The organism is Mesorhizobium sp. B263B2A (genome assembly GCF_020165775.1).
GTDB classification, from domain to species: Bacteria; Pseudomonadota; Alphaproteobacteria; order Rhizobiales; family Rhizobiaceae; genus Mesorhizobium; species Mesorhizobium opportunistum.
In genome coordinates this window covers 67277-89044 of sequence record NZ_JAIUIU010000007.1, presented here as the reverse complement: position 1 = coordinate 89044, position 21768 = coordinate 67277, and the positions used below count along the sequence as shown (strand labels likewise).

The window sequence follows — 21768 nt, the reverse complement described above, 5'->3', positions numbered from 1 at the left end:
CGCCGACGCCAAAACCCGCTAGACAAACCCCATGAACCAGCACGCGAAGCTCCGCATCGGCCATTCGGCCTGTCCGCATGATTGCCCATCGACCTGCGCGCTCGAGGTCGAACTGCTCGACGGCAACCGCATCGGCCGCGTCCACGGCGCCAAGGCCAATACCTACACGGCGGGCGTCGTCTGCGCCAAGGTCGCGCGCTATGCCGACCGTGTCCATCATCCCGACCGTTTGCTGAAGCCGCTTATCCGCGCCGGCGCCAAGGGCGATGGCTCATGGAAGGAAGCGAGCTGGGAGGCAGCGCTCGACCTCGTCGCCGAAAAATTCATCGCGGCCGAGGCAAGATACGGCTCGGAGACGGTCTGGCCCTATTTCTATGCCGGCACGATGGGTCTGGTGCAGCGTGACGGCATCGACCGGCTGCGGCACGCGAAAAAGTATTCCGGCTTCTTCGGGTCGATCTGCACCAATCTCGCCTGGACCGGCTGGATGATGGGGGCGGGCGCCTTGCGTGGACCGGATCCGCGCGAGATGGCGAAGTCCGATTGCGTGGTGATCTGGGGCACCAATGCCGTGGTCACGCAGGTCAATGTGATGACCCACGCCATCAAGGCGCGCAAGGAACGCGGCGCGAAGATCGTCGTCGTCGACGTCTATGAAAACGCGACGATGAAGCAGGCCGACATGGGTCTTGTGCTCAAGCCCGGCACCGATGGCGCGCTGGCTTGCGCGGTCATGCATGTGCTGTTCAGGGAAGGCATGGCCGACCGCGCCTACCTCGAAAAATACACCGACGACCCGAAGGGGCTCGAAGCGCATCTCGAGACACGCACGCCGGAATGGGCGGCTGGCATCACGGGCTTGACCATTGGCGAGATCGAGGCCTTTGCCCGCCTCGTCGGCACCATCAAGAAGACCTATTTCCGCCTCGGCTACGGCTTTGCCCGCCAGCGCAATGGCGCCGTCAACATGCATGCCGCGTCCTGCATCGCCGCGGTCACCGGTAGCTGGCAGTATGAGGGCGGCGGCGCCTTTCACTCGAATTCGGGTATCCTCAAGCTCAATCAGGAGGTGCTGGAAGGCACCAGGATGCGCGATCCCTCGATCCGCCATCTCGACCATTCGCGCATCGGCCCGGTGCTGACCGGTGCCAGCGATGCGCTCTATGGCGGGCCGCCGGTGACGGCCATGTTGATCCAGAACACCAATCCAGTGAATGTCGCGCCCGAGCAGCGGCTGGTGAAGCAGGGCTTTCTGCGCGACGACCTGTTCACTTGCGTGCACGAGCAGTTCATGACCGACACGGCCAAGCTTGCCGACGTCGTGCTGCCGGCAACGATGTTCCTCGAACATGACGATCTCTACAAGGGCGGCGGCAACCAGCACATCACGCTCGGCCCGAAGCTGATCGAGCCGCCGGAAGGCCCGCTCACCAACCATTTCGTCATCGAACAATTGGCCGTGCGCCTGGGGGTCTCCGATCGCCCGGGCTTTGGCCTGACCGAACAGCAGCATATCGACATCATCTTGGGCAAGCGCGGGCTGGGCAGCTTCGACAGCCTGAAGGAAGACAAGTGGGTCGACCTGCAGCCGGATTTCGAGGCCGCGCATTTCATCAAGGGGTTTGGCCATGCGGATGGAAAATTCCGCTTCCGCGCCGACTGGACCGGGCAGGCGGCCCCCAACCGGCCGCCGAAGAGCATGGGCCTCTTCGGCCCGGTGGACCGGTTGCCGGAATTTCCCGACCATGTCGACCTGATCGAGGTGGTCGACGAGGCGCATCCGTTCCGGCTGGCGACCTCGCCGGCCCGCAATTTCCTCAACTCGACATTCTCCGAAACGCCGGTGTCGAAGGCCAAGGAGGGCCGCCCGGAGCTGCTTCTCCATCCCGATGATGCCGCCGCGCATGGTCTGGCCGACGGCGACCGTGTCGAGATCGGCAACCAGCGTGGCGAGGTGGTGCTGCACGCCAAGCTGTTCGACGGCATCAAGCGCGGCGTGGTCATCGCCGAAGGCATCTGGCCGAACAGCGCGCATGAACGCGGCGAGGGCATCAATGTGCTGACCGGCGCCGATGCGCCCGCGCCCTACGGCGGCGCTGCCTTCCATGACAACAAGGTCTGGTTGCACAAGGCAAGTTGAGGCCAAACGGAGCTTCGCTCCACTCGCGCCCAATCACACCGGCAGGATCTCGGCCGCCTTTTTCCTGTTCAGCCGGTGCCAGATGTCGTCGGCGATCGCCTGGGCTTCGATCCCGATTTCGCGCAGCAAGCCGGTCACGGCGTTGTGGAAACCGACAAGGTACAGGCCGAGGTCCGAAGCTTGCGCGGTGACGCCACTGCGGTCCGGCTGGATGCCGGGGTCGAGGAATTTGGCATAGCCCGGCCTGTAACCGGTGGCGAAGATGATCGCGTCGAATTCGCCGATTTTGCCGTCGGCAAAACGGGCGCCGCGTTCCGAGATCTCGGCGATATCGGGCGCAACCTTGATCGCGCCTTCGCGGATCTTGCGGAGGGTGCCCACGTCGATCACCGGAATGCGCGATGCAATCGCGATCTGTTCCAGCAATCCCTGTCCCGGCCGTCTGAGCCCGTATTTTTCCAGCCTGCCCAGCACCAGGTCGAGGATGATGGGGAAGAGAGCGTCGTTGAAGCGTTGCGGCCCCAGCCGCGCCGCCATGCCGACAATCTGGATCGGCACGCCGAACAGTTCGCGCGGCACGATATGAACGCCGCCGCGTACCGAAATCGTCGGTTTTGCGCTGTTTTCGGCCAGATCGAGCGCAATCTCGGCGCCGGTGTTGCCCATGCCGATGACCAGCACCGACTGACCGGCAAAAGGCGTGGCATTGCGATAGTCGGCGCTGTGCAGCGTCTTGCCCATGAAGGTGTCGATGCCTGCAAATCCGGGAAGCAAGGGCTCGGCATTGTAACCTGACGCGATCACCACATGCTTGGCGCGCAACGGACCGGATGTCGCTTCGACCCGCCAGCCACGACCGTCCCGGGCGATCGCTTTCACCGTTTCTCCAAATCGCGGCCGCAGTTCGAAGCGTTGCGCGTAGGCATCGAGATAGTCGACGAAGAGATCGCGCGGCACATAGCGCGGATAGTGCTTTGGAAAGGGCACGAAGGGCAGGGACGAATAGCGCTTGGTGGTGTGCAGGTGGACGCGTTCGTAATGGCGCCGCCAGGCGGGTGCGGCCTGCTGCTCTTTTTCGATGATGATGAAGTCGACGCCGGCCTGCCTCAGACAAGCGGCAACAGCCAGGCCCGCAGGCCCGGCGCCGATGATCGCAACTGGGGTGGTATCGTCCAAGCGTGCCTCCATCACTCAATTCGCGTCCGGGAGAATGTCAAAAGCATGGCGCGGCCGGGCTGAACTTGCCGCCGCCAAGCTCAATCCGGCAGCAGCACCGTCAGCCCGACCTTGACGCGGTCCATGGCGACGAAGGTGCGGAATTTTCTGACATTGTTGCTGCCGAAAAACAGTTTTCGCGTCAGCGCCTCATAGGCGCCCATGTCGGCCACGGTGATGACGAGAATGAAGTCGGCCTCGCCGGTGACATAGTAGCATTGTTGCACTTCGGGCGCCGCCGAGAATTGCCGCTTGGCCGCGTCGATCAGTTCCGTGCGCTCGCTCTCCAGCTCCACCTCGACGAAGATGGTTATGGGCTGGCCGACGGCCGCGGGTTCGACCACGGCGACATTGCCCGCGATGACGCCGGCCTGCTCCATGCGCTTGATGCGGCGCTGCACCGCCGGCGCCGACAGGTTCACCGCTTCGCCGATCAGCCGCTGCGGCGTGGTGTTGTCCCGCTGCAGGATGGCAAGGATGGCGAGATCGAAACTGTCGAGCGGCGACTGAGGCAATGGCGATGTCCAGCGAAACAAACTTGCATTTCAGGGGCCCAAATACAGCGCTTTTTGCGCTGATCTTGCAATATATTCTCGCCGATCGCCAAGGAGGCCGCCAGTGTTCCTGCCCAACCGCAATGACCTGCATCGCCAGCCGCTTGATGCGGCCGATGCCGAGACCCTCGGGATTGCCGGGGCGGACACGGTCGAGCGCTTTCTTGCCCATCGCGACAATCACAGGATGACGCCGCTGCACGCGTTGCCGGCGCTGGCGGGCGAACTCGGCCTCGCTGCGCTGCATGTCAAGGACGAGGGCTTTCGTCTCGGCCTTGGCAGCTTCAAGGCGCTGGGCGGCGCCTATGCGGTCTTCCGCCTTGTGCTGGAGGAGGCTGGAAAGCGGCTTGGCCGCCCCGTCGATATCGGTGATCTCGACTGGCCAGATGTCCGCTCGGTTGCCGCGACGATGACGGTCGCTTGCGCCACCGACGGCAATCACGGCCGCTCCGTTGCGCAAGGTGCCGAGCTTGCCGGGGCCAAGGCCGTGATCTTTGTCCATGCCGGCGTCAGCGATGAGCGGATCGCCGCAATAGCCCGCTATGGTGCCCGGATGGTTCGTGTCGAGGGCAATTATGACGATTCGGTCAGGCAAGCCGCAGAGGTCGCCGCCGGGAAGGGCTGGACCGTGGTGTCGGATACGTCGTGGCCGGGCTATGAGCGTATTCCCGGCCTGGTGATGCAAGGCTATACCGCGATCGTGCGCGAGGCGTTGCGCCAGCTCCCCGAACCGCCGACCCACGTCTTCGTCCAGGCAGGCGTCGGCGGCGTTGCCGCCGCGGTTGCCGGCCATCTAGCCATCGTGCTCGGCAATGCCAGGCCGACCTTCATTGTCGTCGAGCCGGCCCGTGCCGCCTGCGTTGTCGCAGCTGCCCGGGCAGGGCGCGTGGTCAAGGTGCCGCATGACGAGCCGACGGTGATGGCCATGCTTGAATGCTACGAGGCCTCGTCAGTCGCCTGGCGCGTGCTGGCGCGAGTTGCGGACGCCTTCATGACCGTGGACGAGGATGACGCCGTCGCGGTGATGCGGCGGCTGGCGCGACCAGCCGGTAGCGACCCCGTGATCGTCGCCGGCGAGAGCGGCGGCGTCGGCCTTGCCGGGCTGATCCGAGCAGTCGCCGAAACAAAGACCGAACTCGGGCTTGACGGCAAATCCCGCGTGCTGGTGATCAACACCGAAGGCGCCACCGACCCAAGCCGTTATGCCGCGCTCGTCGGCATGAGCCCCGCCGAGGTGCTGGCCGGCAAGCTTGCTGTCGGGGCCAAGCTTTCCGTCGAGGCAATGTCATGATCGCGATCGACGCACAGCGCCTGCTTGGCCGCATCCGTGAACTCGGCGCTGTTGGCCGCGACGCGGAGGGCAGGCTGATCCGGCTGGCCGCTTCCGAAACCGACAGGCTCGGCCGCGACCTCTTCGTCGGCTGGCTGCGGCAGGCCGGGCTCAATATCGCTATCGACCGCATCGGCAACATCTTCGGCATCTGGCAAGACGCGGATAATAACGGGCAGGCGCCGGTGCTCATCGGCTCGCACATCGACACGGTCATCGACGCCGGCATCTATGACGGCTGCTACGGCGTGCTTGCCGGACTGGAGGTGATCGAGACGCTGAAGTCATCAGGCCTTTCGCCATCGCGCCCGCTCGCCGTCGCTGCCTTCACCAACGAGGAAGGTGTGCGCTTCTCTCCCGACATGATGGGATCGCTGGTCTATGCCGGCGGCGTCGATGTCGAGGCGGCACTCGCCGCTGTCGGGACCGATGGCGGCACGCTCGGCGAGGAACTCGCCCGCATCGGCTATGCGGGCGACCGCGAACCTGGCTTTCTCAAGCCGCACATCTATGTCGAGCTGCATATCGAACAAGGGCCGGTCCTGGAGCGCGAGGGCATCCCCATCGGTGCGGTGGAAACCCTGCAAGGCATCTCCTGGCAGCGCATCACCATCGACGGCGTCGCCAACCACGCCGGCACCACGCCGATGTCGATGCGCTGCGATGCCGGATATGCGGCTGCACGCGTGGTCACTTTCCTGCATGACCGGGCAGCGGCTTCCAATTCGCCAACCGTTGCCACTGTCGGCACGATGCGCTTCGAGCCGAACGCCATCAATGTCATTCCATCGCGCGCCGTCTTCACAGTAGACCTGCGCGATCCCGACGAACAGCATTTGCAGGCGGAGGAGGCGGCGCTGGCCGCCTTTCTGGAACGGCTCGCCAACGAGGGCATCACCGTGACGGTCGAGGGGCTGGCGCGCTTCGAGCCTGTCATTTTCGACGGCCGGGTCGTCGAACTGATCGAGGCCGCCGCCAGCAAGCGCGAGCTCGTCTCGAGGCGCATGACCTCGGGTGCCGGCCATGACGCGCAGATGATCGCGCGCATCGCGCCGGCGGCGATGATCTTCGTGCCGAGCGCCGGCGGCATCAGCCACAGTCCGCGCGAGCACACCGAAGATGCCGAGCTTGTCGCCGGCGCCAACATCCTGCTTGATGTGGTCGCGGACCTTGCGGGGATGGGGGAGCGCGGGAATGGCTGAACTCGATTCCGAAACGCTGCAGCGGGAAATGACCGGGTGGCGGCGTGACCTGCACGCGCATCCCGAATTCGGCTTCGAGGAGAAACGCACAGCGGCCTTCGTCGCCGCCAAGCTGCGCGAATTCGGCCTGGACAATGTCACCGAGGGCGTCGGCGGCACTGGTGTCGTCGGCACGCTGAAGCGCGGCAGCGGCAACCGCGCCATCGCGCTGAGGGCCGACATGGATGCGCTGCGCATCGCCGAGCAATCGACCGCCTCGTACCGGTCCGGCAATCCCGGACTCATGCATGCCTGCGGCCATGATGGCCACACCGCCATGCTGCTCGGCGCGGCAAAGCGGCTGGCAACGGAGGGTGGTTTCGACGGCACCGTGCGCTTCATCTTCCAGCCGGCGGAGGAATGGGGCAGGGGCGCGCTGGCCATGCTCGATGATGGCCTGATGCGGCGTTTCCCCTTCGACGAGATCTTTGGGCTGCACAACATGCCCGGCCTGCCCATCGGGCATTTCGAGACCCGCGCCGGCCCGATCATGTCGGCCGAGGACATCTTCGAGATCGTGCTGAGCGGGCGCGGCGGCCACGCGGCGCGGCCGCATTCGGGCAACGAAACGCTAGTCGCTGCCTGCGCGCTGGTCACCAATCTGCAGACCATCGTCTCGCGCAGGCTGAGCCCGGCCGACATATCGGTGGTTTCGGTGACCGAACTGATCACCGACGGCACCCGCAATGCGCTGCCCGGCCTGGCCCGCATCCTTGGCGACGCACGCAGCTTCCGCCCCGAGGTCAGCGCCGGGATCGAACGCCAGATGCGTATAATCGCCGAAGGCACCGCCGCCGCTTACAACGTCACCGCCGAAGTGAACTACAGCCGCGAATTCGTGCCGCTGTGCAACGATGCCGAACTGGTCGACGCGGCTTTCGCCGCCGCCAGGGACGTCTTCGAACCCGGCAACATCGCGGTGGCGGGTGAGCCGATGACAGCCTCGGAGGATTTTGCCCGCTTCCTCGACCACGTGCCGGGCTGTTTCGTCTTCCTCGGCAATGGCGAGGCCTCGGCGCCACTCCATAACTCCAGCTATGACTTCAATGATGAGGGGTTGCTGTTCGGTGCCAACTTCCATGTCGCCATCGCCAGGCGACGGCTTGCGGTTTGAAGGGCGAGGACTCGTTTGGTTCGTTTTGCGGGGGAAAACGCCCGGAAAGAGCCAAAATCCTCGATCCTGCATGACGCAGCGGCAAGACTCAGCTAGCCTCTTCCTTGCGGCGGACCTCTTATCCGCTTGGCCGGCGCCTTTCTCCTCCCAAGCGGCGCCGGCCTTCTTCTCCGTGGCGCCGCCTTGCTAAATTAGCACTCATTAAATTTGGAATATTCGCACTTCCAGGAAGTTAGGGTCTTGCTGGCATAAGGCGGCGGGTCTTTGGGGACTTGCGGGAAGACAGATGCGCGGGCGGAACTGGATAAAGGCGTTGCGTCAGGACGAAGCGCGGCAGGTGCGTGCGCGTATCGCCGAGCTCGAACGGAACCTGACCGCGGCGTCAGCCTCCCCAAGCCGTCAGCAACGGCACGAAGCCGGGCACGAACTGCGCAATGCCAAGTTCCGCCTCGAGCGGCTCGAGGAATGCATCTCGGCGATGCCTTGAACATCCGACCTATTGCAAGGAGCCCAGAACCTGTTGCACGGAGCCCAGGAGCATTGGATCACTTGCCGACAGTGCCCGTGTTTACGACGGGTTGCTGGCGAGGCTTTGTTCAGCGCCGGGAGCCGTCGTTGGCGGCAATTTGTTGTCGCAGGCCGAAACAGCCAATGCCACCAGGACGAGGCCCAATCTTAGCTTTTTCATCGCTATCGCCTCCTGTCTCAAAACGAGGTGATGTCGGTTTGGTTGCGAATTTCGCGTGAGGGAACAAAACGCCGTTCCTTTGGTTGATCCCGATCACGGGAGAACCGATCCATGGTCCGTTTGCTTCTGGCAGCCACCTTTGCCCTTCTCGCATACCGGCTCGCTCGCAAGATGATCGATGAGGTGCCCAACAATTTCGACCCGCTGTTGCTGCCGGCGCCAAGAAGCGACCGCGAGGCTCTGCGCCGTCAATCGGCGGCGATGGGTGTCGATCCCAAACGGTAGTCCCCAAGCGATAGTCCCCCAAGCGATAGTCCCCCAAGCGATAGTCCCCCAAGCGATAGTCTCCAAAGCGGTCGTCCCCTATCGCGCCGCTTCTGTGTTGCGAACAAAGCGGAAACGATGCTTGATGGGCGATGAACCTCGCCGCCCATGATTCGACCTTTGTGGAATCGACCGTCCCGCCCGCCTACCTTGCGCGGTTGAACGACGCCCAGCGCCAGGCCGTCGAGCATGGCGACGGCAAGATCGCGGGGCCTTTGCTGGTCATTGCCGGCGCCGGCTCGGGCAAGACCAACACGTTGGCGCATCGCGTCGCGCACCTGATCGTCAAGGGCGCCGACCCGCGCCGCATCCTGCTGATGACCTTTTCGCGGCGCGCCGCGTCCGAAATGGCGAGACGCGTCGAGCGCATCGCCGGCGAGGTGCTCGGCCGCGACGCGGCGGTGATCACGGATGCGTTGACTTGGGCCGGCACCTTTCATGGCATGGGCGCCCGGCTGCTGCGCGACTATGCGTTGGAGATCGGCCTCGATCCGGCCTTCACCATCCATGATCGCGAGGATTCCGCCGACCTGATGAATCTGGTCCGGCATGAACTCGGCCTCTCGAAGACGGAGGCGCGCTTTCCGACCAAGGGCACCTGCCTCGCCATCTATTCGCGCGCCGTCAACGCGCAGGCGCCGCTGGGCGAAATATTGGGTTCCGCCTTTCCCTGGTGCGCCGGCTGGGCCGAACAGCTGAAGCAGCTGTTCGCCGGTTACGTCGAGGCCAAGCAAGCGCAGAACGTGCTCGATTATGACGATCTGCTGCTCTATTGGGCGCAGATGGCGGCAGAGCCTGAAATCGCCGCGCATCTGGGCGGGCGTTTCGACCATGTGCTCGTCGATGAATACCAGGACACAAACCGGCTGCAGGCTTCGATCCTGATGGCGCTGAAGCCCGACGGTGCCGGGCTGACGGTGGTCGGCGACGATGCGCAGTCGATCTATTCGTTCCGCGCCGCCGAGGTGCGCAACATTCTCGATTTCCCCAAGCAGTTCGCGCAAGCCGCCGATGTGGTGATGCTGGAGCGCAACTACCGCTCGACCGAAACCATCCTCGCCGCCGCCAACGCGGTGATCGGCGAGGCCTCGGAACGCTTCACCAAGAACCTGTGGTCGGAGCGCAAATCCACGGGCAAGCCGAGACTGGTGAGCGTCCGCGACGAGGTCGAGCAGGCGAATTTCGTCTGCGATACCATCCTGGCCGAGCGCGAGGCCGGCACCGCGCTGAAATCCCAGGCGGTGCTGTTTCGCGCCTCGCACCACAGCGGGCCGCTCGAGATCGAGCTGACGCGGCGCAACATTCCCTTCGTCAAGTTCGGCGGTTTGAAGTTCCTCGATGCCGCCCATGTCAAGGATGTGCTGGCGGTGCTGCGCTTCGCCGAAAACCCGCGCGACCGCGTTGCCGGCTTTCGGGTGCTGCAGCTTTTGCCGGGGATTGGCCCTTCGGCCGCCGCGCAGGTCGTCGAGACGATGACATCTGCGCTGGACGAGGCGATGGGCCTGGCCGGATGGCGCCCGCCGCAGCGCGCGGCGGACGACTGGCCAAGCTTCGTCGCGCTCTATTCGGGCCTGCGGGCCGGCGCCAGATGGCCTGCCGATCTCGAACAGGTCAGGCTGTGGTACGAGCCGCATCTGGAGCGCATCCATGAGGATGCGATCACGCGCCGCGCCGACCTTTTGCAACTCGAGCAGATCGGATCGGGTTATGCCTCGCGCGAACGGTTCCTGACCGAGCTGACGCTCGACCCGCCGGACGCGACCAGTGACCAGGCCGGGCCGCCGCATCGGGACGAGGATTATCTGATCCTGTCGACCATCCACTCGGCCAAGGGCCAGGAGTGGAAAAATGTCTTTGTGCTCAACACCGTCGATGGCTGCATCCCGGCCGATCTCGGCGTCGGCACCAAGGAGGACATCGAGGAGGAGCGCCGGCTGCTCTACGTCGCGATGACACGGGCCAAGGACAACCTCAACCTGGTCATGCCGCAGCGCTTCTTCCCCCACGGCCAGGCGGCGCGCGGCGACCGCCATCTCTATGCCTCGCGCACCCGTTTCATCCCGGCCTCGATCCTCGCCGCGTTCGAACAGATGTCGTGGCCAAGCGCGCAGGCCGCGCAGGGCAGGGCGCCCCGGCCGGACGTGCGGGTCGACATCGGCGCGCGCATGCGCGGCATGTGGAAATAGCCGAGGCCATGCCGCAGCCGCCGATCAGGATCGCCATCGCCGGCGCGCTCGGCCGCATGGGCCGCCAGATGACGGACGCCGTGCGGGTCGATCCACGGCTGGCGCTCGCTGCGCGGTTCCATCGGCCCGGCGCTGTCGGCGATGGGCTGGTCAGCCGCGAGGAGGCGCTTGCCGCGGCCGATGTGGTCATCGACTTCACGATGCCGGCGGCCTCGGCTGACCTGGCAAGGTTTTGCGCTGCCCGCGGCGGGCCGGCCCTGGTCATCGGATCGACCGGTTTCGATGCGACTGAACTCGCCGACATCGCCGAGGCAGCAAAGATCATCGCCATCGTGCGCTCCGGCAGCTTTTCGCTGGGGCTGAACATGCTGGTCGGATTGGTCGAACAGGCGGCGACAGCGCTCGATCCCGAAGACTGGGACGCCGAGGTCTTCGAGGCGCATCACCGACACAAGATCGACGCGCCGTCGGGCACCGCCTTGATGCTTGGCCAAGCCTTGGCCGGCGGCCGCAAGGTCGAACTCGACGCGGTGGCGCGGCGTGTTCGCGATGGCGTCACCGGCGCGCGGCCCGCAGGCGAGATCGGCTTCGCGGTGGTGCGTGGCGGCAGCATCGTCGGCGAGCACGGTGTCAGCTTCTGCACTGAGGGCGAAACCGTCACCCTGTCGCATGCGGCCGGCGACCGCATTATGTTCGCCCGTGGCGCCATCGCCGCCGCGCTCTGGGTGGCGGGGCGCCACCCCGGCGAGTACGACATGCGCGACGTTCTCGGTTTCGGCGCTCCGTGACCGGCAGCCACAACGGATTCCATTTCAACGGCGGCTAAAACGACTGAAAGCCAGCTGAAAGCTTAGGCGTGCCATGAAGTCATTGCGGCGTTCGCCGTGTGACCGGTGCGGGAGCGGCCGGTAAGGAGGAATGCGGCGCAGCCGGGATGGCGCGCCGCCCAAGTGGAGGAAGTTTCGTGACCGGTTTCATCTCGAAGTGCGCCCTGCGCACAGCGGCGCTAACCCTTGCTGTTGCAGCCACAAGCGCCACGGTGGCTTCTGCTGCCGACAAGATCACCATCATCGTCGGCGGCATGGAAAAGCAGATCTATCTGCCTGCCGTGCTCACCCAGCAGCTCGGCTACTTCAAGGACCAGGGGCTCGATGTCGAACTGCTCAATTCGCGCGCCGGGGTCGAGGCCGAAAATGAACTGCTGGCCGGTGCCGTCCAGGGCGTTGTCGGCTTCTACGATCACACCGTCGACCTGCAATCGAAGGGCAAATACATCCAGTCGATCGTCCAGTTCAGCCAGGCGCCTGGCGAGGTGGAGCTGGTCTCCGCCAAGCACCCCGAGATCAAGTCGCCCGCCGACTTCAAGGGCGCCACGCTCGGCGTCACCGGTCTCGGCTCCTCGACCGATTTCCTGACCCAGTATCTTGCCGTGCGCGGCGGCCTGAAGCCCGGCGACTACACGCTGCTGCCGGTCGGCGCCGGCAACACCTTCATCGCCGCCGTCAAGCAGGACCAGATCCAGGCCGGCATGACCACCGAGCCGACCATCGCCAAACTGCTCAAGACCGGCGAGGCAAGCATCCTGGTCGACATGCGCACGCCCGAAAAGACCAAGGAAGCGCTGGGCGGCGACTATCCGGCAGCGTCTTTTTATGTCCAGTCCTCCTGGCTGGAAGGCCACAAGGACGAGGCGCAGAAGCTCGCCAACGCCTTCGTCAAGACGATGAAATTCATCGCCACGCATTCGGCCGAAGAGATCGCCGACAAGATGCCGAAGGATTATTATGCCGGCAACCGCGACCTCTACGTGCAGGGGCTGGCCGGTGGCAAGGCGATGTTCACGCCGGATGGCCGCATGCCGGCCGATGGCCCGCCGACCGTGCTCAAGGTTCTCTCGACATTCTCGAAGAGCCTGCAAGGCAAGCAGATCGACCTGTCGAAGACCTATACGACGGAATTCGTCGACGCCGCCAAATAGCGGCACCAGCCTGCCACTCGTTGAATAACAAGGGTTTGCGCCGGCTGCTTGAATCAAGAAGGCAGCGGCGCGGCCTCCCGAACACCTGGAGATCCGTGGCACTGCCGCGGGCTCCCTTGCCCCATTGCGACAGGAGTGCGCCATGCAAGTGCAACCGATGGCGGCCGAGAAGTTGTCTCAGGCCGCGCCACAAGCCGACGCCGCGATCGCCATCGATGATGTGACCTTGCGTTTCGTCACGCCCGACGGGCACATGATGACGGCGATCCGCGATTTCACGATGACCGTGGCGCGCGGCGAGTTCGCCTGCGTCGTCGGGCCGACCGGCTGCGGCAAGTCGACGACGCTCAATCTGGTCACCGGCCTGCTGCGGCCGACGACCGGCAATGTCCGTGTCATGGGCACGCCGGTCACCGATATCAGCCGGGACATCGGCTTTGTCTTCCAGGCGGATGCGCTGTTTCCCTGGCGCAGTGTCATCGACAATGTCGCCGCCGGTCCACTTTATCGCGGCACGCCGAAGGCGCAGGCCTACGACCGCGCCCGCGACTGGATCGCCCGCGTCGGCCTCGGCCGCTTCGAGAAGCACTATCCGCACCAGCTTTCGGGCGGCATGCGCAAGCGCGTCGCGCTGGCGCAGACCTTCATCAACCAGCCCAAGATCCTTTTGATGGACGAGCCGTTCAGCGCGCTCGACATGCAGACGCGCACCGCCATGCAGGACGAGTTGCTAGGTCTGTGGTCGGAGCAGAAATCCTCGGTCGTCTTCGTCACCCACGACCTCGAGGAGGCGGTGGCGCTGGCCGACAAGGTCTATGTGCTCACCGCTGGGCCGGGCACGGTCAAGAGCGTCTACCGCATCGACCTGCCGCGCCCGCGCGTCATGGCCGACATCCGCTACGACCCGAACTTCGTCGAGATCGCCAAGGTGATCTGGAACGATCTGCGCGAGGAAGTGCAGCTCGGCCAGAGCCGGACCTTGCAGACCGGACATTGAAAGGAGAAACAGCATGACCGCAATCTCTCCGACCGCCAATCAGGCCGCCGTCCGCGATGCTTCCATCGCCGTTGCCGAAGCCCGGGCGAGGGCAAGGCTGCGCCGCCGCCACGCGCTTGTCATCTCCTTGCGCCTGGCGATCCTGGTCGTCTTCCTTGGCCTGTGGGAACTCGGCGCCGACTACAACATCATCGACCCGTTCTTCTTCGCCAGCCCTTCTGGCATCTGGCAGCAGATCTGGTCGTGGATCACCGAAGGCACCTCGCAAGGCCCGCTCTGGCTGCAGATCTACGTGACGCTGGAGGAAACCTTCCTCGGCTTTGTCATCGGTGCCCTTGGCGGCATCGCCGCCGGCATCATCCTTGGCCGCAATCGGCTGTTGGCGGATGTCTTTTCGATCTACATCAAGATCGCCAATTCGGTGCCGCGCGTCGTGCTCGGCTCGGTGTTCATCATCGCGCTCGGCCTCGGCATGGCGTCCAAAGTGGCGCTTGCCGTGGTGATGGTGTTCTTCGTTGTTTTCGCCAACGCCTTCCAGGGCGTGCGCGAGGCCGACAGGGCAATGATCGCCAATGCCCAGATCCTTGGCGCCTCGCCGTTCCAGATCACCCGCACCGTCATCATTCCTTCGGCGATGAGCTGGATCCTCGCCAGCCTGCATGTCAGCTTCGGCTTCGCGCTGGTCGGCGCGGTGGTCGGCGAGTTCCTCGGCGCCAAGCAAGGCATGGGCCTGCTGATCTCGACCGCGCAGGGCGCCTTCAACGCCAATGGCGTGTTCGCCGCGATGATCATCCTGGCTGTCATGGCGCTGGTGGTGGAGTTCATCATCACCCGCTTCGAGAACTACGTCGTGAAATGGCGGCCGGCGCCGTTCAACGAGCAGGGAACGTGATCGGTCAGACAAGGGGCAGCCTGACCAGTCAGGCCAAGGGCAGCCTGACCTCGACCACCAGACCGCCGGCCGCACCATCCCCGAGGGTGACGCGGCCGCCGGCGTTCTCGACCACCTCGCGCACGATCGCCAGCCCGAGCCCGCTGCCTTGCTCGCTCGAACCGGCGACGCGATAGAAGCGTTCGAACACATGCTCGCGCTCGTCCGCCGGGATGCCGGGTCCGTTGTCGGCGACGGTCAGCACGGCCTCGCCATCGAGGGCCGCCAGGCTGACCGTGACACGCCCCCCGACCGGGGAGTAGCGCAGCGCGTTGTCGACAAGGTTGACGATCATCTCGCGCAGCATGGTGCCGTCGCCGGTGACCGGCACGGGACCGGCCTCCTCGAGGCCGAGATCGATGTTGCGGGCGATCACTGTCGGGGCCTGCGTTTCCAGCACGTGGCGGGCGGCTTCGGCCAGGTCGACGCGGTCGGCGCGCGGCCGCCGGCTGCCTGGCTCGGCGCGTGACAGGGTCAGGAGCTGTTCGGCCAGCCGCGCCAGTTTGCCGGAACTCGCCTGCAGCGCCACCAGCGCCTCGTGGCGGGCATCGGCGGCACTTTCGCGAAGCGCATAGCTTGCCTGTGTGGAGAGCAGCGCCAGAGGCGTGCGCAGCTGGTGCGCCGCATTGGCGATGAAGCGGCGTTGCGCCGCCATCTGCGCCCGCACGCGCTCCATGTAGGCGTTGAGGGCGTCGATCAGCGGGCGGATCTCGCTTTGCGCACCGGGCACTTCGACGGGGTCAAGGTCGCTGCGGTTTGGCGAGCGTACCGCATCGCGCAGCCGGATCAACGGCGCCAGGCCGCGACGCAAGCCGAGCAGCACGAACACGCCGGCAATCGCCACCAGCGCCAGTTGCTGGGCAAAGGCGCTGAACCAAAGCCGTTTGACCATGGCGTCATGGCCGGCAAGGGTGACGCCCACGGTGACCGATATCGGCGAGTCATTGCCGGCGCCGATCACCGCATGGCCAAGGGTCATGAGCCGCAGCTGGTGATCGCGATAGGCGGCCTCGACACTGGCATGCTGCGTCGCTTCGGGCAGATCGGGATATCCGGTCAGCAGCCGCCCGCCGGCTGTCTCGACGCGATAGTAGACGCTGTCGCGGTCGCCGGTGTCGAACATCTCGATCGCGGCCGGGGGCACCGTGGCATCGAGCACGCCGTCGACCATGGCGACCTGCTCGGCAATCGCCCGCGCCGAGCCGACCAGCATCCGGTCGGTGACCAGGTCCGCGGTCGCCAGTGCGTTGCGCTGGCTGGTCCACAGGTTGATGGTCGCGAGCCCGGCAAGCGGCAGCACCACCCATGCCAGCAATTGCAGGCGGAGGCTGTTGATCCTCATGGCGCCAGGATCGTCACGGCGCCAAATCGTCTTGGCGCAAGAGGTAGCCGAGGCCACGCAGTGTGGCGATCTGGACCCGCGTCCCTTCGAGCTTCTTGCGCACGCGGTGCACGTAGATCTCGATGGCGCTGGGATCGGCGTCGGTCTCGAAATCGTAGATCGCGGCCGACAATGCCGCCTTGCTCACGGTGCGCCCGGCCTTGACGATCAATTGTTCCAGCACTGCGTGTTCGCGCGGTGTCAGCGCCAGCGTTTCGCCCGCGAGCGAAAACAGCCTTGTGTTGGTGTCGAAGACGAGGTCACCGCAGGTGATCATCGGCGCGGTGCGGTCATTGGCGCGGCGCAACTGCACGCGGATACGCGCTTCGAGTTCCTCGATCTGGAAAGGCTTGGCCAGGTAGTCGTCCGCGCCTTCGTTGAGGCCTTTAACGCGGCCGTCGAGGCTGGCATTGGCTGTGAGCACGATCACCGGCACACGGTTGCCGCGCGCCCGCAGCATGCGCAGCACCTCCATTCCGCCCATGCGCGGCAGCGCAAGGTCGAGGATGATGAGTGCGTGGTCGCCGGCCGCCAGCGCATGCTCGACATCCTCGCCGTCATGCACGATGTCGACGACATAATGCGCCTGGCGCAGGGTCTTGCCCAGCCAGTCCGCCAGTTCGTGGTTGTCCTCGACAAGCAGCAATCGCATGTCTGTTGCTGTTCCTGCATCCGTCTCTTCTCGGTCGCGGCGGGCTGCCCTGGGCTCGAACGGCCGCCGCATCCGACAATCAGACCTGAAATGAGCGATAGTCTCGATCTCGACGCAAGGCAAATGCGGGCAGGTGGCCGGCGGCGAAAGATTTTTCGCAGGCTCGATCCATCCATTTCGGCGTCCATTTCAGCATTAAATCGAACCGAACGGTTCGGTTCTGATTGACAGATTGTATCGTAAACGGTGAACAATAGATCGCGAACTGGTGTCGCTTTCGTCGAAGGCGAAAACTTAAGATGCTGAAAATATTGAAGAAGTCATGTCGCATTTGCTGCGGTGCAATATGCATTGTCCATAATATAACGAAAAACTGTAAGACCGGCCCGACTGGAAATCCAAAAAGGCACTCCCTACTTCGGGGTGGTCCGAGCGACGCGAAATTCCTCCCAAGGGCACGCCACTAGACGGACAGGACTAGCAAACTGGAGTAACCAAAATGACCAAGATCGCTCTTACCGCCGCCGCCATCCTCGTTGCCACGGGCACGGCCTTTGCCGGCAGCGACAATTATGGCTCGGCCAACGCCAATCAGCCCGCCGCCACTGTCGACCATTCCGTTACCGCTTCGATCTCGAAGTCGAACGGAACCGTCCAGGCCCCGGCTCCGCAGGGCGCCGATCACAACCTCTTCGGCAACCACTAATCGCGTTTCCCGAACCGATCGCAACCAATCTTCAAATCAGGAGTAAATAAAATGACCAAGATCGCTCTTACAGCCGCCGCCATCCTCGTCGCCACGGGCACCGCTTTCGCCGGCAGCGACAATTATGGCTCCAACAATGCCAACCAGCCGGTCGCCAACCAGTCGACTTCCAACGTCGACACGCTCCGCACCGGTTCGATCCTGAAGATCGACAAGACGCAGGCCGACGCCAATGCGAAGGTTCCTGCCGAGTCGGGCCAGGGCATCTGGGGCCGCTAACAGCTTCAAACCCTGCATGACGACAAAGAGCGGTGGGCTTGGCCCGCCGCTCTTGTTTTTTTGTGCCATGGCGCACACTGACGGGCACCGTCTTGGGCCGTCGGTCTAGAAAAAAGCTTCCATCTCCAGGAATAAAACCTGGCGGCCTCGGGTCTTGTCCATAGAGCCGGATGATTTCAAGTCGAATGACCTGAAATCTGAATTCGCCTCTAAATCAAAGAGATAGAGCATGATGGCGTCCGAAAGCCGCGTCACACTTTTCGGCATCATGCTCTAGCGGAACCGTCCTCCCAGACGCCGCCCAACGGATGAAACAGGAGATTGAAATGAATAGGATCGCTCTCGCTACCGCCGCCGTCTTAGTTATGACCGGCGCTGCCTTTGCCGGCAGTGACCACTATGGCTCCGATGGTGCCAACCAGCCGGTCGCCTCGGTTGCCGGCGTCGACCATGCCGCCACCGGCGCGGTCAAGGACACGGACATGGCCGGGCACAAGGCAGCCGACACCAACATGAAACCCGCCAAGGAATGGCCCGAACCCGGCCAGGGCATCTGGGGGAACTGATGTCCGTGGGCAGATATGCGGCGGGTTCGCCCCGCCGTTCCTGCCAACATCAGCCTACTGGCTCAGATCCCTCGGCCGCAGGAAATGCGTCAGCCGCGCGGACGACAGGCCGGACCAGTCGCCCTCGAAGACCAAGCGCGCAAGGGCTGCCGTCGGGAACTTTTCCTCGAGCCGCTTGCGCGCTTTCGCTTCCGATCCTGAACCGGCAAGCTGTTTCGCCAGATCCTCCAGGCCCGGATTGTGGCCGACCACCAGCAGGCAACCGTTCGACGGATCGGCCAGGCGAATCTGGCTCAGAATATCCGCCGCCGAAGCGTCATAGAGCGCCTCGGCAAACACGGATCGAGGATGCATGGGCAACTCCGCCGCCACCAGCCGCCAGGTGTCGCGTGTGCGCAGCGCCGGCGACACCAGCGCCAGATCCGGAACCCAGTCGCGCGCCGCAAGCTCGCGCCCGATCAGCGGCGCCGTCTTCAACCCGCGCTCGGCGAGCGGCCGGTCGAAATCGGCAAGCTTGGGATCATCCCGACTCGACTTAGCGTGGCGCAGGACAAGCAGCTGTCTCATCGGTATTGGTCAGGACTAGGGAATGTCGGCATTGAAATCCTTGCCATATCCGCCACCATACTTCGTGCCCGTGGTTGCATCAAAGGCCGCTGACAAAGTGCCGAAGATGAACAGACCTACACGTTGCTCGTCACGATCCCTCCTAACGGCGACATCTGCCTCGGTGATCGCCCACGCGCCTGAGCGAATATAATTGTGCCAATGATCGGTCCAACTGCCTGGCCCTTGATCTCGCTCAGATAAAAATAGGCTCTAGCGTTTTGTGCCCCATCGGTCTCGTCATATTCAAAAATACCGGCGAAATCGCCTTTTCTTCGGATTGCACTGTCGAAGACGTCCACGGCTTCGATCCTAAAACAGCGTCGAAACATCGCGCGCACCATGCACGATACGCACGATCTCGATCCATCCCTCCGCGAGGCGATAGAGGATGAGATAGTTGCCGATTGTCAGCGCTCGCGCGTCGGCGCCGATGTCGGGTCTACGTGGTCCGGATTCGGGGAAGGCAGCAAGCTGCAGGATACGTTCCGCGATAGCATCAAGAAAGTGATCGGCTGCACGTGGACTGTCATTGGCGATGGCAAGCCAGATATCGACAAGGTCTCCTTCTGCCGCCGGGCTGCGGATGATCGGCATGCTCACCATGAAGCTATTTCTTGATAGCGTCGACGAGCCGGCTGCGGGCCTTCTGTTTTATGTCTTCGATGTCGAAAGGAGCGAATGGACCGCTTTCCAACCCCTCGATCCAGGCTTTGCGCAACCGCTCCGCCTCGGCCTCGCGCAACGGCTGGCGTAACCGCCACTCGCGCAGCGCCTCGCGGATCACCTCGCTTGCCGATCCGTAGCGCCCGCTGTCGACGGCGCCCTTGACCATCTCAAGCAACTCCGGCGAAAGCGCCACGCTGACTTTCTCGACTGTCGCCATTGAACTGTCTCCTTCAACCAGAAGGGTAGCAATATTTGCTACCAGGCTCAAGGCTCAAGGCGTAATGCGCGCCAGGTGCTCCAGATCGGCTTCTTCGCGCAGCGGGTCGGGCGCCATCACCACCGACGTGCCGTTGTCGGCATCGTCGGCAAAATGGGCAAGCACGGTGCGGCCGGCCTCCATGCGCGCCTTGCCTTCGGCGACCAGCCCCAGCGCCAGCGCATAGAGCCGGTGCTCGGCCTTCAGCACCCGGGCGGCCAGCGTGTCGGCATTGTCGCCGACCATCACCGGCACGGCCGCCTGCGCGATGATCGGGCCGTCATCCATTTCGGTCGTGACGAAATGCACCGTGCAGCCGTGGATGCGTATGCCGGCGGCAAGTGCGCGCGCATGCGTATCAAGCCCCTTGAAGGCGGGCAGCAGGGCAGGGTGGATGTTGATCATGCGGCCCTGCCATTTCTGCACGAAGCCGGGAGTGAGGATGCGCATATAGCCGGCCAGCGCCACGATATCGGCGTGGAAGGCCGTGAGTGCGGCGTCTATCGCGGCGTCATGCGCCTGCTTGCTGCCGTGGTCGGTACGCGAAATGACCCGCGTGGCGATGCCGCGTGCCTTGGCGATGCCGAGGCCGGCGGCATCCGCCTTGTCGGAGATGACGCCGACGATCTCGGCCGGAAAGGCCGGGTCGCTGGCAGCCGCGATCAGCGCGGTCATGTTCGATCCACGTCCCGAGATCAGGACGACGGTGCGTTTTTTCTGCATATTCATAGGCCGATCGAGCCCCGATAGATGACGCCGGCGTCGCGGCGCGGCACGATGCGGCCGATCGGCGTCACCGTCTCGCCGGCTTCCTGCAGCACGGCGGCGACCTGCGCCGCCTGGCCGGAGGCGACCGCCAGGATCATGCCGATGCCGCAATTGAAGGTGCGCATCATCTCTTCCGGCGCCACGCCGCCGGTCTTGGCCAGCCAGGAGAATACCGCGGGCACGTCGATCGCCTCGAGGTCGAGTTCGGCCGAAAAATCCTTGGGCAGCACGCGCGGGATGTTTTCCGGGAAGCCGCCGCCGGTGATGTGGGCCAGCGCCTTGATGCCATGCGTGTTGCGGATCGCCTTGAGGATCGACTTGACGTAGATGCGGGTCGGTTCGAGCAGTGCCTCGGCCAGCGTCACCTCGTCGTTGAATGGCGCCGGATCGCTCCAGGCGAGGCCGCTGACACCGACGATGCGGCGCACCAGCGAAAAGCCGTTCGAATGCAGGCCCGAGGAGGCCAGACCCAACAGCACGTCACCTTCGACGATATCGTCGGTCGGCAGCAGCTGACCGCGTTCGGCCGCGCCCACCGCAAAGCCGGCAAGGTCGTAGTCGTTGCCGTGGTACATGCCGGGCATTTCTGCCGTCTCGCCGCCGATCAGCGCGCAGCCGGCCTGGCGGCAGCCCAGGGCGATGCCGCCGACGATCGCCGCACCCTGGTCGGGATCGAGCTTGCCGGTGGCGAAATAGTCGAGGAAGAACAGCGGCTCGGCACCTTGCACGACGATGTCGTTGACGCACATGGCGACGAGGTCGATGCCGATCGTGTCGTGTTTGCCGGCTTCGATGGCGATCTTGAGCTTGGTTCCGACGCCGTCATTGGCCGCGACCAGCACCGGATCGGTGAAGCCCGCCGCCTTGAGGTCGAACAGGCCGCCGAACCCGCCGATCTCGCCATCGGCGCCCGGCCGGCGCGTCGCGCGCACCAGCGGCTTGATCTTCTCGACCATCAGATTGCCGGCATCGATATCGACACCGGCCTCGGCATAAGTGAGCCCGTTCCTGCGCTTGCCCGTTTTGTCCTGGCCCGTTTCGCGCTTGCTCATCGCAATTTCCCTGTTTGCGGGCTCTTCGCATGAATGGTTTCGGGGGGCAAGGATAACGGCGGCGGAGGGGCGGTTCAAAGTGACAAAATCGTGGACAGCGGACCCCAACCGGCCAGTCCGCGCGGCAAAGGGGAT

At 64.4% G+C, this 21768-nt stretch carries 24 protein-coding genes; 14 read left to right on the top strand and 10 right to left on the bottom strand.

The window, feature by feature from the left end; all coding sequences use genetic code 11:
* Positions 1–31: 31 nt before the first annotated feature.
* Complete coding sequence (locus tag LB568_RS14125; RefSeq protein WP_224730451.1) at positions 32–2140, top strand: molybdopterin-dependent oxidoreductase; 2109 nt, start codon at positions 32–34, stop codon at positions 2138–2140.
* 33 nt (positions 2141–2173) lie between these two features.
* Here LB568_RS14125 and LB568_RS14120 read toward each other — a convergent pair whose 3' ends face one another.
* Positions 2174–3316 carry a flavin-containing monooxygenase gene (locus LB568_RS14120; RefSeq protein WP_224730450.1) on the bottom strand — a complete coding sequence of 381 codons (1143 nt, stop codon included), beginning with the start codon at positions 3314–3316 and terminating at the stop codon, positions 2174–2176.
* Positions 3317–3396: 80 nt separating this feature from the next.
* A complete protein-coding gene (locus LB568_RS14115; RefSeq protein WP_224685081.1) occupies positions 3397–3870 on the bottom strand; it encodes an Lrp/AsnC family transcriptional regulator in 474 nt (157 codons plus the stop codon).
* 103 nt (positions 3871–3973) lie between these two features.
* Between LB568_RS14115 and LB568_RS14110 the strand changes: the two genes are divergently transcribed.
* From LB568_RS14110 to LB568_RS14065, 10 genes are all read left to right on the top strand, one after another.
* Positions 3974–5200 carry a diaminopropionate ammonia-lyase gene (locus tag LB568_RS14110; protein ID WP_224730449.1) on the top strand — a complete coding sequence of 409 codons (1227 nt, stop codon included), beginning with the start codon at positions 3974–3976 and terminating at the stop codon, positions 5198–5200.
* Complete coding sequence (locus LB568_RS14105) at positions 5197–6441, top strand: Zn-dependent hydrolase (protein ID WP_224730448.1); 1245 nt, start codon at positions 5197–5199, stop codon at positions 6439–6441. The genes LB568_RS14110 and LB568_RS14105 overlap by 4 nt, the downstream gene beginning before the upstream one ends.
* Positions 6434–7594 (top strand): M20 aminoacylase family protein, encoded by a 1161-nt coding sequence (locus LB568_RS14100; protein ID WP_224730447.1) that lies wholly within the window; start codon positions 6434–6436, stop codon positions 7592–7594. Before LB568_RS14105 ends, LB568_RS14100 begins: the two co-directional genes overlap by 8 nt.
* Before the next feature lie 313 nt (positions 7595–7907).
* On the top strand, positions 7908–8081 hold the full coding sequence (locus LB568_RS14095; RefSeq protein ID WP_224730446.1) for a hypothetical protein: 174 nt from the start codon (positions 7908–7910) through the stop codon (positions 8079–8081).
* 312 nt (positions 8082–8393) lie between these two features.
* Positions 8394–8567 carry a hypothetical protein gene (locus LB568_RS14090; protein ID WP_224730445.1) on the top strand — a complete coding sequence of 58 codons (174 nt, stop codon included), beginning with the start codon at positions 8394–8396 and terminating at the stop codon, positions 8565–8567.
* 131 nt (positions 8568–8698) lie between these two features.
* Positions 8699–10792, top strand: coding sequence for an ATP-dependent helicase (locus LB568_RS14085; RefSeq protein WP_224730444.1), 2094 nt, complete (start codon positions 8699–8701; stop codon positions 10790–10792).
* Positions 10793–10800: 8 nt separating this feature from the next.
* Positions 10801–11580, top strand: coding sequence for a 4-hydroxy-tetrahydrodipicolinate reductase (dapB, locus tag LB568_RS14080; RefSeq protein ID WP_224730443.1), 780 nt, complete (start codon positions 10801–10803; stop codon positions 11578–11580).
* A gap of 203 nt (positions 11581–11783) precedes the next feature.
* Positions 11784–12770, top strand: coding sequence for an ABC transporter substrate-binding protein (locus tag LB568_RS14075; protein ID WP_263497019.1), 987 nt, complete (start codon positions 11784–11786; stop codon positions 12768–12770).
* A 142-nt stretch (positions 12771–12912) separates the two neighbouring features.
* A complete protein-coding gene (locus tag LB568_RS14070) occupies positions 12913–13767 on the top strand; it encodes an ABC transporter ATP-binding protein (RefSeq protein ID WP_013896238.1) in 855 nt (284 codons plus the stop codon).
* 13 nt (positions 13768–13780) lie between these two features.
* The gene (locus LB568_RS14065; protein WP_013532454.1) at positions 13781–14659 is read left to right on the top strand and encodes an ABC transporter permease; all 879 of its coding nucleotides are present in this window, start codon (positions 13781–13783) and stop codon (positions 14657–14659) included.
* A 28-nt stretch (positions 14660–14687) separates the two neighbouring features.
* Here the strand turns inward: LB568_RS14065 and LB568_RS14060 are convergent, their stop codons facing one another.
* Both LB568_RS14060 and LB568_RS14055 read right to left on the bottom strand, forming a co-directional pair.
* Entirely contained in the window at positions 14688–16040 is a 1353-nt protein-coding gene (locus LB568_RS14060) for a sensor histidine kinase (protein WP_140780075.1), read from the bottom strand.
* 13 nt (positions 16041–16053) lie between these two features.
* Positions 16054–16731, bottom strand: coding sequence for a response regulator (locus tag LB568_RS14055; protein ID WP_140780074.1), 678 nt, complete (start codon positions 16729–16731; stop codon positions 16054–16056).
* Positions 16732–17230: 499 nt separating this feature from the next.
* On the opposite strand from LB568_RS14055, the gene LB568_RS14050 reads away from it, so the two are divergent.
* From LB568_RS14050 to LB568_RS14040, 3 genes are all read left to right on the top strand, one after another.
* Positions 17231–17437: a DUF680 domain-containing protein gene (locus tag LB568_RS14050; RefSeq protein ID WP_013896235.1), complete on the top strand. Its 207-nt coding sequence runs from the start codon at positions 17231–17233 to the stop codon at positions 17435–17437.
* Between the two features lie 51 nt (positions 17438–17488).
* Positions 17489–17716, top strand: a complete 228-nt coding sequence (locus tag LB568_RS14045) for a DUF680 domain-containing protein (RefSeq protein ID WP_013896234.1) — start codon at positions 17489–17491, stop codon at positions 17714–17716.
* A gap of 326 nt (positions 17717–18042) precedes the next feature.
* The gene (locus LB568_RS14040; RefSeq protein ID WP_140780073.1) at positions 18043–18282 is read left to right on the top strand and encodes a DUF680 domain-containing protein; all 240 of its coding nucleotides are present in this window, start codon (positions 18043–18045) and stop codon (positions 18280–18282) included.
* A gap of 54 nt (positions 18283–18336) precedes the next feature.
* On the opposite strand, the gene LB568_RS14035 is transcribed toward LB568_RS14040, so the two are convergent.
* From LB568_RS14035 to purM, 6 genes are all read right to left on the bottom strand, one after another.
* Positions 18337–18849 carry a SixA phosphatase family protein gene (locus tag LB568_RS14035; protein ID WP_013896232.1) on the bottom strand — a complete coding sequence of 171 codons (513 nt, stop codon included), beginning with the start codon at positions 18847–18849 and terminating at the stop codon, positions 18337–18339.
* A gap of 116 nt (positions 18850–18965) precedes the next feature.
* Positions 18966–19190 carry a hypothetical protein gene (locus LB568_RS14030; RefSeq protein ID WP_224730441.1) on the bottom strand — a complete coding sequence of 75 codons (225 nt, stop codon included), beginning with the start codon at positions 19188–19190 and terminating at the stop codon, positions 18966–18968.
* 10 nt (positions 19191–19200) lie between these two features.
* Positions 19201–19494, bottom strand: coding sequence for a type II toxin-antitoxin system RelE/ParE family toxin (locus LB568_RS14025; protein ID WP_140571733.1), 294 nt, complete (start codon positions 19492–19494; stop codon positions 19201–19203).
* Between the two features lie 4 nt (positions 19495–19498).
* The gene (locus tag LB568_RS14020) at positions 19499–19774 is read right to left on the bottom strand and encodes a type II toxin-antitoxin system ParD family antitoxin (protein ID WP_013896230.1); all 276 of its coding nucleotides are present in this window, start codon (positions 19772–19774) and stop codon (positions 19499–19501) included.
* A 54-nt stretch (positions 19775–19828) separates the two neighbouring features.
* Positions 19829–20542 (bottom strand): phosphoribosylglycinamide formyltransferase, encoded by a 714-nt coding sequence (gene purN, locus LB568_RS14015; RefSeq protein WP_140780072.1) that lies wholly within the window; start codon positions 20540–20542, stop codon positions 19829–19831.
* A complete protein-coding gene (gene purM, locus LB568_RS14010; protein ID WP_140571729.1) occupies positions 20539–21633 on the bottom strand; it encodes a phosphoribosylformylglycinamidine cyclo-ligase in 1095 nt (364 codons plus the stop codon). Before purM ends, purN begins: the two co-directional genes overlap by 4 nt.
* Between the last annotated feature and the right edge of the window lie 135 nt (positions 21634–21768).

Coding starts and splice junctions, on each gene's coding strand:
- LB568_RS14065 (WP_013532454.1), top strand. CDS start 13,781: ATGACCGCAATCTCTCCGACCGCCAATCAGGCCGCCGTCCGCGATGCT.
- LB568_RS14100 (WP_224730447.1), top strand. CDS start 6,434: ATGGCTGAACTCGATTCCGAAACGCTGCAGCGGGAAATGACCGGGTGG.
- LB568_RS14125 (WP_224730451.1), top strand. CDS start 32: ATGAACCAGCACGCGAAGCTCCGCATCGGCCATTCGGCCTGTCCGCAT.
- purM (WP_140571729.1), bottom strand. CDS start 21,633: ATGAGCAAGCGCGAAACGGGCCAGGACAAAACGGGCAAGCGCAGGAAC.
- LB568_RS14070 (WP_013896238.1), top strand. CDS start 12,913: ATGCAAGTGCAACCGATGGCGGCCGAGAAGTTGTCTCAGGCCGCGCCA.
- LB568_RS14020 (WP_013896230.1), bottom strand. CDS start 19,774: ATGGCGACAGTCGAGAAAGTCAGCGTGGCGCTTTCGCCGGAGTTGCTT.
- LB568_RS14055 (WP_140780074.1), bottom strand. CDS start 16,731: ATGCGATTGCTGCTTGTCGAGGACAACCACGAACTGGCGGACTGGCTG.
- dapB (WP_224730443.1), top strand. CDS start 10,801: ATGCCGCAGCCGCCGATCAGGATCGCCATCGCCGGCGCGCTCGGCCGC.
- LB568_RS14105 (WP_224730448.1), top strand. CDS start 5,197: ATGATCGCGATCGACGCACAGCGCCTGCTTGGCCGCATCCGTGAACTC.
- LB568_RS14090 (WP_224730445.1), top strand. CDS start 8,394: ATGGTCCGTTTGCTTCTGGCAGCCACCTTTGCCCTTCTCGCATACCGG.
- LB568_RS14085 (WP_224730444.1), top strand. CDS start 8,699: ATGAACCTCGCCGCCCATGATTCGACCTTTGTGGAATCGACCGTCCCG.
- LB568_RS14045 (WP_013896234.1), top strand. CDS start 17,489: ATGACCAAGATCGCTCTTACAGCCGCCGCCATCCTCGTCGCCACGGGC.
- LB568_RS14035 (WP_013896232.1), bottom strand. CDS start 18,849: ATGAGACAGCTGCTTGTCCTGCGCCACGCTAAGTCGAGTCGGGATGAT.
- LB568_RS14050 (WP_013896235.1), top strand. CDS start 17,231: ATGACCAAGATCGCTCTTACCGCCGCCGCCATCCTCGTTGCCACGGGC.
- LB568_RS14025 (WP_140571733.1), bottom strand. CDS start 19,494: ATGGTGAGCATGCCGATCATCCGCAGCCCGGCGGCAGAAGGAGACCTT.
- LB568_RS14060 (WP_140780075.1), bottom strand. CDS start 16,040: ATGAGGATCAACAGCCTCCGCCTGCAATTGCTGGCATGGGTGGTGCTG.
- purN (WP_140780072.1), bottom strand. CDS start 20,542: ATGAATATGCAGAAAAAACGCACCGTCGTCCTGATCTCGGGACGTGGA.
- LB568_RS14040 (WP_140780073.1), top strand. CDS start 18,043: ATGAATAGGATCGCTCTCGCTACCGCCGCCGTCTTAGTTATGACCGGC.